Origin of the sequence: Nostoc sp. NMS8 (genome assembly GCF_017115045.1) — a bacterium.
GTDB lineage: Bacteria > Cyanobacteriota > Cyanobacteriia > Cyanobacteriales > Nostocaceae > Nostoc.
Genome location: NZ_JABXKK010000034.1, coordinates 1 through 13,165, shown reverse-complemented (window position 1 = coordinate 13,165; position 13,165 = coordinate 1). Strand labels below are relative to the sequence as shown.

General features: G+C 41.4%; 14 protein-coding genes. 10 read left to right on the top strand and 4 right to left on the bottom strand.

Features of this window, described 5'->3' with window-relative positions; translation table 11 throughout:
* The first annotated feature begins 129 nt into the window (after window positions 1-129).
* Window positions 130-1,071: a glycosyltransferase gene (locus HWQ39_RS04615; protein ID WP_292842087.1), complete on the top strand. Its 942-nt coding sequence runs from the start codon at window positions 130-132 to the stop codon at window positions 1,069-1,071.
* A gap of 44 nt (window positions 1,072-1,115) precedes the next feature.
* Window positions 1,116-1,916 (top strand): RMD1 family protein, encoded by an 801-nt coding sequence (locus HWQ39_RS04610; protein WP_292842085.1) that lies wholly within the window; start codon window positions 1,116-1,118, stop codon window positions 1,914-1,916.
* 213 nt (window positions 1,917-2,129) lie between these two features.
* Here HWQ39_RS04610 and HWQ39_RS04605 read toward each other — a convergent pair whose 3' ends face one another.
* Together HWQ39_RS04605 and HWQ39_RS04600 are read right to left on the bottom strand one after the other, a co-directional pair.
* Window positions 2,130-3,557 (bottom strand): esterase-like activity of phytase family protein, encoded by a 1,428-nt coding sequence (locus tag HWQ39_RS04605; protein WP_292842083.1) that lies wholly within the window; start codon window positions 3,555-3,557, stop codon window positions 2,130-2,132.
* Between the two features lie 638 nt (window positions 3,558-4,195).
* On the bottom strand, window positions 4,196-4,444 hold the full coding sequence (locus HWQ39_RS04600) for a Ycf34 family protein (RefSeq protein WP_292842081.1): 249 nt from the start codon (window positions 4,442-4,444) through the stop codon (window positions 4,196-4,198).
* An 86-nt stretch (window positions 4,445-4,530) separates the two neighbouring features.
* Between HWQ39_RS04600 and HWQ39_RS04595 the strand changes: the two genes are divergently transcribed.
* The 3 genes from HWQ39_RS04595 (at window position 4,531) to HWQ39_RS04585 (ending at window position 6,661) form a co-directional block, all read left to right on the top strand.
* Window positions 4,531-5,835, top strand: a complete 1,305-nt coding sequence (locus HWQ39_RS04595) for a CCA tRNA nucleotidyltransferase (RefSeq protein WP_292842079.1) — start codon at window positions 4,531-4,533, stop codon at window positions 5,833-5,835.
* Between the two features lie 17 nt (window positions 5,836-5,852).
* Window positions 5,853-6,059 carry a hypothetical protein gene (locus HWQ39_RS04590; protein ID WP_292842077.1) on the top strand — a complete coding sequence of 69 codons (207 nt, stop codon included), beginning with the start codon at window positions 5,853-5,855 and terminating at the stop codon, window positions 6,057-6,059.
* A 218-nt stretch (window positions 6,060-6,277) separates the two neighbouring features.
* Window positions 6,278-6,661, top strand: coding sequence for a response regulator (locus HWQ39_RS04585; protein ID WP_292842075.1), 384 nt, complete (start codon window positions 6,278-6,280; stop codon window positions 6,659-6,661).
* A gap of 131 nt (window positions 6,662-6,792) precedes the next feature.
* Here HWQ39_RS04585 and HWQ39_RS04580 read toward each other — a convergent pair whose 3' ends face one another.
* Complete coding sequence (locus HWQ39_RS04580) at window positions 6,793-7,029, bottom strand: Na-translocating system protein MpsC family protein (RefSeq protein WP_292842073.1); 237 nt, start codon at window positions 7,027-7,029, stop codon at window positions 6,793-6,795.
* Between the two features lie 560 nt (window positions 7,030-7,589).
* Here HWQ39_RS04580 and HWQ39_RS04575 point away from each other — a divergent pair.
* Genes HWQ39_RS04575 through HWQ39_RS04565 form a run of 3 tightly spaced genes read left to right on the top strand, consistent with a single transcriptional unit; the run spans window position 7,590 to window position 8,465 of the window.
* A complete protein-coding gene (locus HWQ39_RS04575) occupies window positions 7,590-8,072 on the top strand; it encodes a tetratricopeptide repeat protein (RefSeq protein ID WP_292842071.1) in 483 nt (160 codons plus the stop codon).
* Window positions 8,073-8,093: 21 nt separating this feature from the next.
* Entirely contained in the window at window positions 8,094-8,264 is a 171-nt protein-coding gene (locus HWQ39_RS04570; protein ID WP_292842069.1) for a hypothetical protein, read from the top strand.
* 36 nt (window positions 8,265-8,300) lie between these two features.
* Window positions 8,301-8,465 carry a hypothetical protein gene (locus HWQ39_RS04565; protein ID WP_292842067.1) on the top strand — a complete coding sequence of 55 codons (165 nt, stop codon included), beginning with the start codon at window positions 8,301-8,303 and terminating at the stop codon, window positions 8,463-8,465.
* A 223-nt stretch (window positions 8,466-8,688) separates the two neighbouring features.
* Here HWQ39_RS04565 and HWQ39_RS04560 read toward each other — a convergent pair whose 3' ends face one another.
* Window positions 8,689-9,897 (bottom strand): ABC transporter substrate-binding protein, encoded by a 1,209-nt coding sequence (locus tag HWQ39_RS04560; RefSeq protein WP_292842065.1) that lies wholly within the window; start codon window positions 9,895-9,897, stop codon window positions 8,689-8,691.
* Window positions 9,898-10,444: 547 nt separating this feature from the next.
* Between HWQ39_RS04560 and HWQ39_RS04555 the strand changes: the two genes are divergently transcribed.
* On the top strand, window positions 10,445-11,791 hold the full coding sequence (locus tag HWQ39_RS04555; protein ID WP_292842063.1) for an FAD-binding oxidoreductase: 1,347 nt from the start codon (window positions 10,445-10,447) through the stop codon (window positions 11,789-11,791).
* Window positions 11,792-11,957: 166 nt separating this feature from the next.
* Entirely contained in the window at window positions 11,958-13,007 is a 1,050-nt protein-coding gene (gene rtcA, locus HWQ39_RS04550; RefSeq protein ID WP_292842061.1) for an RNA 3'-terminal phosphate cyclase, read from the top strand.
* Window positions 13,008-13,165: the final 158 nt, after the last annotated feature.

Below are 13,165 nucleotides of genomic sequence, written 5' to 3'. Positions count from 1 at the left end.
ATATTGAGGGTTGGTGATGGGACTTTGGCAAAACTCCGCGTACCTCTGCGTTTAAAAAAGTAAGGAACAGTGTCAGCGCCCCATCTGTCCTATCCTGGAGATGGATAAATAGTGTTGTGGGTGGAGACTGTGTTTTTCAGCGTTGTGATACCGACTTATAATCGCCAACCGATTTTAGAAAAGTGCCTCCGCGCTTTGGAGGTGCAGGAGTTGAGTCAGCCAAATTCGGTTATTGATTACGAGATTGTCTTAGTAGATGATGGTTCTACTGATGGTACATTAGAGTGGTTGGCAGAACACAAAGAAGAGTTTCCCCATGTGCGCTGGTTTCAGCAAGACCATGCTGGCCCAGCTGCGGCTCGGAATTTGGGGGTAAAAGAGGCGCTGGGAGACACAATTATTTTTATTGATAGTGATTTAGTAGTGCTGAATAATTTCCTGCAAGCTCATGATAACGCCTTAGTGCAGGGGAAAGAGAAATTGGGGAGCGATCGCCTTTTCACCTACGGAGCAGTTATTAATACTTGTAATTTCAACAATCCAACGGCTGAACCCTACAAAGTCACAGATTTTTCAGCAGCTTTTTTTGCTACGGGGAATGTCGCAATCCCCAAACATTGGCTAGAGAAAGCCGGACTTTTTGACACCAGCTTTCAACTCTATGGTTGGGAAGATTTAGAACTAGGTGTGCGACTGAAAAAACTAGGTTTGACACTAATTAAATGTCCAGAAGCCGTAGGATATCACTGGCATCCAGCATTTAACTTAGAACAAATTCCCCGATTAATTGACCAAGAAATTCAACGTGGACGTATGGGAGTTTTGTTTTATCAAAAACATCCCACATGGGAAGTGCGAATGATGATTCAAATGACTTGGCTGCATCGCTTACTTTGGGGTATTCTTTCACTCAATGGTGTACTGAATGAACGGACAATGGCTCCGTTATTGCAATGGCTAATTAATTTAGGTAAACCGCAACTAGCTTTAGAAATCGCTCGAATCTTCCTCAACTGGTATAACGTGAAGGGTGTTTATGAAGCTTATGCTCAAATGCAGCAAACATTGTGATTGAAAAGTGGAGATCAGCAGGCAGAATATAGCATAGGGCGACAATGCAAAAACTTCTTTTTAGTGACAGAGATAGATTTAGAGCGCAGGCCCTATTTCTTGGTGAGGATATTAACTTACAGACGTTGGAGAATTACATTTGCTTGGCGACTATGCCAGTAATGATTTCAGTCGGTAAACACGGCTGTGCGGTACTGCTGGACTATGGTGCAGTTGTCCTGTTTAATCTTGAGCCGATAGAAAAGGCAGTCTTCTTGACCAAACTATCCTCTCAAGTTAGTGACTCTTTTGCCGACCCGGAAACAGAAGAGGTGGAAGTTTATCTCAACATTGTGGAGAGTGAGCGAGTTAAGGAAGGAAAAATTTTTCTCCATGAATTTAGTGTAGAACGCTTGCAGATAGTGGCAGATATTCTCGCTAAAAGTGTTGTACTGTCTCATTATGAAACTAGCCTCGCGGCTGTATTCGATCAAATTGAACCGTTTGCGGCTAGTCTCCAGCGTGAACAAAGGGGAAGACGCCAGAGTAGGGAATTACTGCGTCAACTTGGGACTACTCTGTTAGTTCAACATAAGATTGTAGGTCGAGTAGAGATCATTGATAAGCCGGAGTTGCTCTGGGAGTCCCCACAGCTAGAAAACTTATATCTGCGCTTGGAGGATGAATACGAAATCCGTGAGCGTCACAATGCCTTAGAACGCAAACTAGAGCTAATTACCCAAACAGCACAAACAGTATTGGAGTTCATGCAGCATAGTAGTAGTCAGCGAGTGGAGTGGTATGTAGTGATTCTGATTGTGGTAGAGATTCTGCTGTCACTGTACGACATCATTTTTAAAGGCTGAAGACGCGATAAATCGCGTCTCTACATCAGGATTCTGGGCTTATCGGAATTGTTTGCAACTTCTACTAAGTAGGTAGGCGAGAAAATTTACAACTATGTCATTATGAATTGAGTGAAGTGAAGTGTTCGCGTAGCGTCTCGTAGAGAAGTAATTGCAAGGATTTTAAGCATTTTTTATTTCGTTACATAGTTGGGTTTATTTGTACCTACCTAGTTATCTCCTTCCCCAGAACCCCCGATATTCATGCTCTCCTTTAATCTTTTGCGGTACAAAGCCTGGAATGTCAGTAGCATCAATTGCAAAGACGAAAAACTTGTTTGGGTTGTCGATACCTACTGGATGCAAAGCATCCGAAGTTATAGTACCAACGAAGTCATTATCATTGCTGATAAAGAGCGTATGCTTCCTCGCGTGGTTGATAACTACATCTGGCCCAAAAGCCAAACCTTCAAGTTTGGCAGGTATGTCTTCTGGTTTGATCCCATTCTGAGTTAGCGTCGCTACGACATCAAGGAAGAGGGTTTTGCTAACTTCTTTACCTACAAGGTTGCTTTCTCCGGTGATATTGCTGACTTCTTGAGCATTGGTCAGATCGATATGATATATCTTCTTGAAGACAGCCTGAGAGCCATCACCCAACCCCTTGCCATCTCGTTCGTCTACTAAGAATTCGCGATCGCTGATGGACACAATTTCACTTACTGTCGGGTACTTCGGTTTAGCTGGTGTGCCGATATTATCTAGCTTATAGGCGTATTCTTGAGTAGCGCCTGTTGCAATGTCGATCTTAACAATTCTGGTGTAAGCGCCATTAGTACCCCCATCCTGAATCAGCGGACTTTGCAGTATGCCAACTAGGGTCTTGCCATTAGGAGTAATCGCTAGCCCTTCCATACCCTTGTTTGCAACACGTCCAGATGTGTTACCGCTAATCTCTGTAGCACTAACAGGATTTAGATTGCTGACAGCGAACTTGCTGTTGAGTGTAAAGAACTTGATGCGCTTACCTGTCTTGCGATCGAATTGGTACACATAAGGGCCGTATTCATCAGAGATAAAGATGGACTTACCATCATTGGATACACGCACGCCTTCAGGATCGAAACGGGCATTATTGGGATTGGTCGATATCTGAGTGGGGTCGAAGTTGTCTGAGCGTCCAGTGAAATAGTAGGTGTTCTTGGCATTCAGAGCAGGGGAACCGTTAGGCACTCCCAGTCCTACGCCAGTACCGTAGTAAAGAGGCTTATTACTGGATAGCAGAGTCGTGTCAACTAAATAAGGAGTAAGAGTAAAGGGCAACCCTAAAGGAGATCGACTTGGTTCGAGTTCCACAGTGATAGTTTGGAAGCGGTTGATATAGGATGTTGTGTCATCCACAGCGCTATTGTATGCCTTGGCATTCGGGCCTCGATCTGGGATTGCAATGAAGGTGTTACGACCTGCATAGGCCAGTCCTGACCCAAAACCACCAAGGAGGTTTCCCTGAACACCATTTTCGAGCGGAGCGGAGGTTTTCTGGGAGCGATCGCTGATATTACCACTCAGGCTTCCAATTGCGATCAGCTTAACATCTGCGTTGGCTGCGGGGGCAACAAAAAATGATGCTAACAAGAACAGAAAAAGATTTCTCTTGAGCATATCAGTATTCCTACTAGGTACAATATTTGCTTACGGATATTGTATTTTTTTCACTTTTTTATTATCTATGCCTGATAATTAAGCTGTTTTTAAGCAAGGATTAAGCAAAGGTTAATGTAGGAATGGCTGATTAGCTTATCAGTCTTAAGTTTCCATCCCCGTGAGGGGAAGTGATTGAAAAGCCCTAGACAGGAGAGGTTAAACGGTTCTTTCACTAAAAGCTGTTTCCATCCCCGTGAGGGGTAAGTGATTTGAAAACTTGGTGAATTACTTTTAGACTTGATTGAAGCACAGTAGTTTCCATCCCCGTGAGGGGTAAGTGATTTGAAAACCCCACCCTTCTATAACCCTTACGGTGGCTGGTTTTGAAGGCTCATTTTCGAGGGGGTCTAATTTATTTGTCAATAAGCAAAAACTATTGACAAAAATCTAACAGTACATCCCCTGAAATGTTTACACAGCAGCTTGTCGAGGGGGTCAACGAAAGAATAAGGGTTTTAGCGATCGCTAAAACCCTGCGAAAAACTTGCGTGTGCAAAGTCAAAATAAATACTTTTGCTTTCAACAGGAAACTTGTGATTGAATTGTCAAGGTTCTGTTATTAATGGGCGCGAGCATAACATACTACTCTTGAATTATCAAGTTGGTACTAATTCACCAGGACGCAACTTTGACCACTTCCCGGTTTCCCGCTTAAAGCTCAGACAACCAACAACGTCCCATTCCATTTCAATTACATCATCTTGAGTCCGAATGTTAACATTGATAGAAGGTTCATTCGGATCAAAATCTGGTGTTTCAGTCAAGTGAGGCTGTTGGTGCTGCCCTTCCACGGCATGATAGGTAAAACAGCTGTCTACATAGTGGCAGTTCACGCAAATACACATAATAGAACCAACTCCAGGGGCCTTTATTGTTAATGTAACTTAAGCCCAACTGTTATTCATGAGTTGATGGGTTGATTTTTATTACAATGCACGAATCAGTTCCTTCTAGCCTAGCTCCCGAAAATTGGCCTTTCAGCTTGGAATTTTTGCCACAACCTGCTTATATGGTAGGTGGCGCTGTCCGAGATGCCATCCTTGGCAGAACTCGTGAATATCTGGATCTAGATTTTGTTATCCCATATAAGGCGGTAAAGGTAGCGAGAGCGATCGCTCATCATTATAAAGCTGGTTTTGTGCTACTCGATGCCGAGCGACAAATTGCCCGTGTGGTTTTTCCCAACGCTACAGCCGATTTTGCCCAACAGGAAGGAAATAGCTTAGAAGTTGATTTGCACAGACGGGATTTTACAGTAAATGCGATCGCCTATAATCCCCATACGCAAGAAATTATCGATCCTCTGCAAGGTTGTGTAGACTTACAACAGGGAATTTTGCGAATGGTTTCACCCGCAAACCTAGAAGACGATCCTTTGCGGTTGATGCGAGGTTATCGCCAAGCTGCTCAACTAGGTTTTACTATTGAGCCAGCTACCCAAGCCGCAATTCGTTCTTTGGCATCACATATCAGCACAATTGCAGCCGAACGATTTAGGGTAGAAATTGGCTATCTACTGGCAAATTCTCAGGGTACTCCTTGGATTACAAGCGCTTGGGAAGATGGTTTACTTGCTCCTTTCTTCAAAAACGCCACCCGTGAAAACTTACTCAAACTAGCAGCAGTTGACAATGCAGCTGCCTTACTTACAGAAAATTGGCAACAATTAGGGACACAACTGCAAGAGTCTGTCCGCGATACTATCAAAACTACTTGGTTAGGTATTGCCAAACTTGCTTGTCTTGTCAACCCAAATCCAGAATTAGCAGAAATAGAGTTACAGGAACTCACTTATAGTCGTGCCGAAATTCGGGGTGTAACCACTGCACTCAAACTATTACCGCAATTTCAAATAGTCGATATGTCCTTGCGAGAACAATACTTTTTATTCTATGACGCAGATATTGTGTTTCCCGCCACGGCAGTGCTAACTGTAGCAGTTGATAATTTTGTAGAGGCGATATCTGCTGACAAGCTACTACACACAACACAAGAAACTAAACCAAAACGCTGGCAAGTCTTAGCATCTTTGATTAACCGCTACCTGAACCCTGATGATTTGATCGCTCATCCCACTCCGCTACTGAGCGGGAAGGAGTTGATCATAGCATTAGATATTCCCGCTTCGCCAATCATCGGCCAACTGTTGAGAGAAATTGCCGTAGCACAAGCTGAGGGGAAAGTCTCAACACCAACAGAAGCGATCGCTCTTGCACGTCAGTTACTTGATGGTTAAATATACTTAATCCATTTATGCTGATACTACCTTATGCAATGTCTGGGGCGATCGCTAACTTTTGTCGCAGTGCGGGATACACCTACGCAATTTTGGTATCTTTGCGTCAGGCTGGTAAATCTACAACCCCAAGTCCTTTACGTGTCACCTACTTAATAAAAAATTGCAATTCTTTTAGTCAACCTTTGCAAATACATACATCAGTTATGCTAGTATTTGCTTGACATTATAGTTATCTTGTTATATTATTCGCTAACATTCAGCGAAAATAAGCAGTTTAATGGATTATACACCAGCCTATTCATTTTATGCCTCAATTAGTGACCTGAATATATCCTCGCATATTTACTTAAGTACTTACTATAAAAAAATACCTCAAAATTTTCCTGATGGATGGAATCTTTATGCGTAGCTTTTATTAGACAGGATTAACTGCTTGCTTATGAATGAACAGCCTTTAATTTTGGTTGTAGAACAGAGTCTACATGATTTAGAACTGCTTAATTCTCATCTAGGAACATTAAATTTGTCATGCATTTGTACCAAACAAGGAGTGAGAGCTGTGGTATTGGCACAAACTCATCAACCAGATTTAATTTTGCTAGATATGATGTTATCTAATTTGAGTGCTAACCAAGTCATTGATGACCTCAAACACGACTCAAAAACTGCTACTATTCCAATCATTGCAGTAGCACCTCCAGCAATGGCACAAGATAAAGTATCTCCAATGCTCACAGGATTTGATGATTGCATTACTAAACCCTATGATTTTAATCAATTAGAAGTAGTAATCAATCGCCACATTAGTCAACCACATTCCTGACGTTTACTTTGGGATATAGATTCGGGATTACAAGCCTCAGATAATTGATTCAAAACCACAATAATAGCAGTACGACCTGTTGCTAAATTTGTGTTGATCGTGAGGTCAAGGACTGGCTTATCAATAATTTCCTAAATCAAACTTTTTAATTCTAGTTTAATTATTTTCTCTAAATATAATCGTGCTTGTTCAGCTAAATTAGCATAACCTCCCTTCAGTAGACTTTGTTCAGCTTGGGTAACTGAGTTTTCTAGAGAAATCACAATTTTAATATCAAAAAAATGGCAAATGATTTGGCTAGGAGGCTTACCTATTCTATCATTATAGAATTTGATTATCCGCTGTGATAGTTCTCTTTCTAATTTCATGGTATAAAAAAATATGCCTCACCCGTGCTTATAGCATCAACCCCAGCACTCATCCAAAATTCCCTGTTCTTTGGTGGTGCGTAAAAGCCCCCACCATAATTTTAAGGGTTTGGCACCCAATGCCTAATCCCCAGCCCCTTTTTCAACAGCTAAACACGTCAGAACCGTTGCATTTATGCTTATACCCACATAGCTACAGGGTTTTTGAGAGCAGCGATCGCACTAAATCACCGATAATATACACTGTCATGCCCCCAGTTGCCGCAAAAATACTTTATGGTCGGCTTTTTCTCATTTCATGGCGATTCACCAAATTTTCAAGACGTTCACGGACACGAGAAAGCAAGTCTGTAAACATCTTGATTCTGAATTCTAAATTCTTCTTCAAGACTCTAAATATCTAGCATGGTATCAGTCACATTGCTGAATACAGTCAAGAACACAGAAAATTCATAAATAGCAATTAATCACTGCAAATTTAAAGATGACTTTAAAAATGATTTAATCGATATATTTTGTGAGAAAGTTAATACAAAGGTATATTCACTGATTTCAAATTCATGGATTCTTTATCTATCAATTCCTTACTTGAAGAGTTAAAAAACCCCGATGCCACAGTCCGGGACAAAGCAACCAGAAAAATCTGGCGGATCTGGTTTCAGCAAAAGGGAATCTATGGGCTGGAAATAATTGACCGCAGTCAAAAATTACTGGATGCAGGCGAAATTGCTGAAGCTGAAACAGCGCTGACAGCACTAATTAAAGACCAGCCAGACTTTGCTGAAGCTTGGAATCGTCGGGCTTTCCTCTATTACAGTGTTGGTGATTATCAAAAATCTCTGGCAGATTGTCAGATGGTTGTGCAGATAAATCCAATACATTTTGGTGCGCTTCATGGTATGGGCTTGTGTTATGCCGCACTAGGAGAGTATAGTCAGGCTATCCGAGCCTTTCAGCGCGCTTTAGAAATTCAGCCCTATTCGCTAGTGAATCAAAAGTTGATTCTAGAATGTACATTTAGATTTAGCTATAAGGGCAGATAGGAGAGAAAATTATACTGTTTTATGAATCCGTCATCACCCTCATCAACAGCAATTCATCGCCTTAGTCGCCGCAATTTTATTCAATACGGTTCCATCTGCATTGGTAGCAGCGTTATTGCTGCTTGTACTAACAGCAACCAACCGTCAGCTAGCAGTTCTCAGTTGAATAAAGTTACCTTTAGTACAAACTAGATAGCACAAGCAGAACATGGTGGATTTTATCAGGCAATGTTTACGACGGTCTGCGCCTACGCCACTGGTATTTACAAAGAGTACGGTTTAGATGTAACTATCAAAATCAGCGTCTCTCAGGTTCACAGTGGTACTCAATTATTGATGGGGAGTGCGGTAGATTTCTTTATGGGTTATGGCATGGATACCTTGAACGTGTAGCACAAAATATTCCCAAAATCACAGTCACAGCAATTTTCCAGAAAGACCCCTGGTGTCTGATTGCACATCCCAACCCAGCAATTAAAACCCTTGCCAATCTTAAAGGCAAAGCAATTTATGTCTCTGCTGCTAACATTATTGGCCATTACTAGAAGCTAACTATGGTTTTACCGACGCTCAAAAGTGTCCTCACAACTATCTTTTCAATTCGGTAATCTTGCAACTATTTTATGCTTAAAAAAGAAAATTTACCATTTATACCATTTGGTTCCATCTTGAGTTGGGCAACGTAAAACTCCTTTTGAATTACATCACCTACTGGTGTAAAAGCAATTTCACCGAGAGGAGTTTGAAAGTTTTTTGTTAGTAATTCCTTATTCAATTCTGCACGCAACTGTGGCAGTTTGAATTTGTTAATGTTGTTTTTTTTATCTAAAGATTGAAGAGCTTCTACATATACCTGTAAAGCAGTAAAAGCTTGAGCGCTTACTTGGGGTGGTTCTCTATGATATTGTTCAAGGTAGGCTTTGCGAAATGCGGTGTTAATTTCACTGGGATATACAGGGCTATAAGCTTGAGCCACAATCACGCCATCACAAAGCGCTCTGCACACAGAAAATATATGAGATGTATTAAAACCATTGCCACCAACAATTATTCCTTTATAACCAAGTTCTCGTAATTGTTTAACTAAATTACCTCCATCTACAGCTAACCCAGATATAATCACCAAATCTGGTTTTAAATTAATAGCATCGCTGGCTTGAGCTTGAAAGTCGGTATCTGTAGTTTGAAATTTTTGGACTGTCACTAAATCCAATCCTAAATTTTTAACTGTTTTCTGAAATATTTCTGTTTCCGACTTATTGAAAGCATCATTTTGAGCGTAGAATACAGCTACTCTTTTGATTTTAGGATTTTGTTTGAGTGCAGCTTTTACCGAATAAGGAGCGACAACAGCAACAGATGAAGAAACACGAGCCACATAATCACCAATTTCGGGAATACCTTTAGCAGTATTTGATGCTCCAATTACTGGAACTTGATTACGTTCTGCTACAGGATCAGCACTAAAAGCTTGTTGTGATAAGGTAGGGCCAATAATACCAACAACTTTATCTTTACTAATTAAAGTTTGAAAAGCATTAATAGCACCAACTTCATCGCCACTAGTATCTTGATAGACTAATTTAATTGGTCTACCATTAATACCTCCTTTGTTATTAAAATACTTTTCAGCAATTTTTACTCCATCAGTTCCCTCTTGACCTAATAATGCTACATTGCTCGTTTGGGCAAAGGCAATCCCGATAGGAATAGCATTCGGATTATTCGCAGAATTGGCATCATTACTGCCACTTTTACCACAAGCTACCAGCAGCATAGAGCATGTAAATAGTAAAGCAGTTTGATGTGTGAGATATTTTTTCATAGATGAGTGAACATGATGTTTGCTAAGATAATAATAGATTATACATCTAATAGTAATATTGCTATAATTTTAACATTTAACTTTGAAGTTATATGCTGTTTATCCGTTGCACTCAATCACAAGAAAACGATAATTTTTTCTGCTGACGTTCTTGTACAAATGGTAGTTGGAACTATAGCATTATTACTATGGGATATATTTGTGCGACTAAAATATCTACCTCCTTATATCTGATATACGATTCAATTAGGAGCTACAGGCAATAATTTTGAGTTTTATAGACACGACAACTCGCCGTTCGTACAAGTATTTTTGGCTGATATAAACTGGATTAATTTATATCATTTCTGGAGATATATTAGCATTTAATAATTTAATTACTGACTGGAATTAGCTATATTAAGTAAGTGGCATGAAAGTGCTGTGAGACAATAAAATTGGGATTTTAAAACGCACCAAGTAGCAAAGGTTTACGTAGAGGAGTTAATTTTCTGCGAACCTTTGCGCTTCCCTCAGCGTCCCTCTGCGTTAAAAAAAAGGATATATTATGACGACAACATTAGATGCTCTAATTAATTCTCTAGAAGGCATAGAAACCATCACCGATTCCGCCCAAGTCGCAAAATTATCTCAAGATTATCACACCTTTAGCCCAGTGTTAGTACCGAAACTAGAGGGAAAAGTCGGGGATATCGTAGTGCGTCCCGTCAATGAAGCAGAAGTTTTAAAAGTTGCAGCCGCCTGTGCGAAACATCGCGTACCCATAACTGTACGGGGTGCGGGAACAGGGAATTATGGGCAATGCGTACCACTGCATGGTGGCGTAATTTTAGATATGACGCGGATGCAAGAGATTCTTTGGGTAAAACCGGGGGTGGCGCGGGTAGAAGCCGGGGTAAAGTTAGCGGCTTTGGATAAAAAAACACAAGAAATCGGCTGGGAAATCCGCATGGCACCCTCCACATACCGCACAGCGACAATTGGCGGATTTATTGCTGGGGGTAGTGGGGGCATTGGTTCAATTCAATATGGGTTACTAGCCGAACGCGGTAATATCCTAGCATTGCGAGTGGTAACTGTAGAAGATCAACCCCGTGCGATCGCATTACGCGGCGACGATGTACAAAAGGTAAATCATGCTTGGGGAATTAATGGCATTATCACCGAAGTCGAAATCCCCTTAGGGCCAGCTTATCCCTGGGCAGAAGTCATTGTGACATTTAATGAGTTTATGACAGCAGCAAAATTTGGTCAGGCTCTTGGCAATGCTGATGGCATGATTAAGAAGTTGATTTCTGTCTTTGCATCCCAAATTCCCCAATATTTTCACGCCCTACAAGAGTACATTCCTGAAGGGACTCACCCAGTATTTTTGATAATTGCTGAATCAAGTTTGGAATTCTTACCGGGTTTGGTGCAGCAATACGGCGGCCAGATTACATACAGAAAACCAGCAGAGGAAGCGGCTAAAGGTATACATTTAGCAGAATTTGGCTGGAACCATACCACCTTACTTGCCCGGAGTGTAGATACGGGTATTACCTACTTACAAAGTATGTTTCCTGGCAAGCATAGTTTGCAACTAATAGAGCAAATGTATCATCACTTCGGCGATGAGGTAATGATGCATTTAGAATTTTTTCGGGTGAATGGTGTTGTAGTTCCTGGTGCTTTGCAACTTGTGCGTTACACCACAGAAGAACGTCTTAACGAGATTATCCGCTATCACGAAGAACAAGGTGTGAGTATTGCTAATCCCCACACATATATTATTGAAGACGGCGGTAGAAAAGTTATCGATCCTGAGCAGTTAAAATTTAAAGAAATTGTTGATCCTTATGGGTTGATGAATCCCGGTAAAAGCAAGGTTATTCAATTCCAAATTCAAAATTGAACTGGGGATTGGGGATTGGTAAAATTTGTATGGGTACACCGTAGCTAGTTTCTCTGTATATTTGTGTAACCTCATACCAAAAAGCTAGTTGCTGGGCGCTTATAATTTGTGGTTTGATTTTAAGAGTCGTGGGGATAACCCAAAATCCAACATCTCAGAATCGCCCATGATTGAAATTGACGGTTCCTACGGAGAGGGAGGCGGACAAGTTCTTCGCACTTCCTTAAGTCTAGCCGCTATTACTGGCGAAGCCATACGAATTACAGGTATTCGCGCTGGACGCAAAAAACCAGGGTTAGCAGCACAACACTTAACAGCAGTTCGGGCTGCGGCGAGAATTTGTAATGCCCAACTACAGGGTGATGCTTTGGGTTCAACGCTGCTAGAATTCATTCCAGGTAGTGCTGTGCAAGCGGGAATTTATACCTTTGATGTTAGTAAAGCACAACAGGGTGGTTCAGCGGGTGCGATCGCTCTGGTTTTACAGACAATTCTCTTACCTTTGGCACTAGCATCTGGTAATTCTCAGGTAACACTCAAAGGCGGAACTCATGTGAACTTTAGCCCAACAGTGACATATATTGAGCAAGTTTATTTGCCGATACTGCAACGTATGGGAGTGGAAGCCCAAGTCAAGTTAGGCGCTTGGGGGTGGTTTCCTCAAGGTGGGGGAGAGGTAGAATTACAGGTGGATGGCGGTGGTAAACTCGGCGGGATTAACTTGTTGGAACGGGGCAATTTACAACAAGTGCGGGGAATAGCAGTGGTGACAGAATTGCCTTCGCATATTCCCCAACGGATGGCGAATCGGGCTGAAAATTTGTTACGCGAAGCCCATTTGAAAGTTGCTATACAAACTTTGCGAGAAAGAGGTGTAGCACCAGGGGCGGGTATTTTCCTCACTGCTGAGTATGAAAACAGTTTGACTGGCTTTGGTGGATTTGGGCGTTTGCGGTTGTCGGCGGAAACAGTTGCAGAGATTGCTTGTCAGCAACTCCTTGAGTTTCATTACACTGGCGCACCAGTAGATGAACATTTAGCAGATCAGTTATTATTGCCAGCCGCTTTAGCATCACAGGAAAGTCATTATCGAGTGGCTGAGGTGAGTAGACATTTGACGACAAATGCAGCAGTAATTGAACAATTTGGACTGGCCCAGATAACAGTAGATGAAACTGAGAGAGTAGTGTCAGTGATGCCTGTAATTGGTGGATAAAATTAGAGGCTAAACACTTTCTTAAGAGTCTTGATTTTTATAGTATCAATGCCACATTCAAGTTTGGAGATAGGATTTACAGCAATTTTCAGGTAAATAGACGACAGTGGTTGAACCAACCGAAGGCATCATCTTCGGTAATATAATTTACAGCCTCT

Coding starts and splice junctions, on each gene's coding strand:
- HWQ39_RS04590 (WP_292842077.1), top strand. CDS start 5,853: ATGCTGATACTACCTTATGCAATGTCTGGGGCGATCGCTAACTTTTGT.
- HWQ39_RS04600 (WP_292842081.1), bottom strand. CDS start 4,444: ATGTGTATTTGCGTGAACTGCCACTATGTAGACAGCTGTTTTACCTAT.
- HWQ39_RS04555 (WP_292842063.1), top strand. CDS start 10,445: ATGACGACAACATTAGATGCTCTAATTAATTCTCTAGAAGGCATAGAA.
- HWQ39_RS04560 (WP_292842065.1), bottom strand. CDS start 9,897: ATGAAAAAATATCTCACACATCAAACTGCTTTACTATTTACATGCTCT.
- HWQ39_RS04595 (WP_292842079.1), top strand. CDS start 4,531: ATGCACGAATCAGTTCCTTCTAGCCTAGCTCCCGAAAATTGGCCTTTC.
- HWQ39_RS04585 (WP_292842075.1), top strand. CDS start 6,278: ATGAATGAACAGCCTTTAATTTTGGTTGTAGAACAGAGTCTACATGAT.
- HWQ39_RS04565 (WP_292842067.1), top strand. CDS start 8,301: ATGTTTACGACGGTCTGCGCCTACGCCACTGGTATTTACAAAGAGTAC.
- rtcA (WP_292842061.1), top strand. CDS start 11,958: ATGATTGAAATTGACGGTTCCTACGGAGAGGGAGGCGGACAAGTTCTT.
- HWQ39_RS04610 (WP_292842085.1), top strand. CDS start 1,116: ATGCAAAAACTTCTTTTTAGTGACAGAGATAGATTTAGAGCGCAGGCC.
- HWQ39_RS04575 (WP_292842071.1), top strand. CDS start 7,590: ATGGATTCTTTATCTATCAATTCCTTACTTGAAGAGTTAAAAAACCCC.
- HWQ39_RS04580 (WP_292842073.1), bottom strand. CDS start 7,029: ATGAAATTAGAAAGAGAACTATCACAGCGGATAATCAAATTCTATAAT.
- HWQ39_RS04605 (WP_292842083.1), bottom strand. CDS start 3,557: ATGCTCAAGAGAAATCTTTTTCTGTTCTTGTTAGCATCATTTTTTGTT.
- HWQ39_RS04570 (WP_292842069.1), top strand. CDS start 8,094: ATGAATCCGTCATCACCCTCATCAACAGCAATTCATCGCCTTAGTCGC.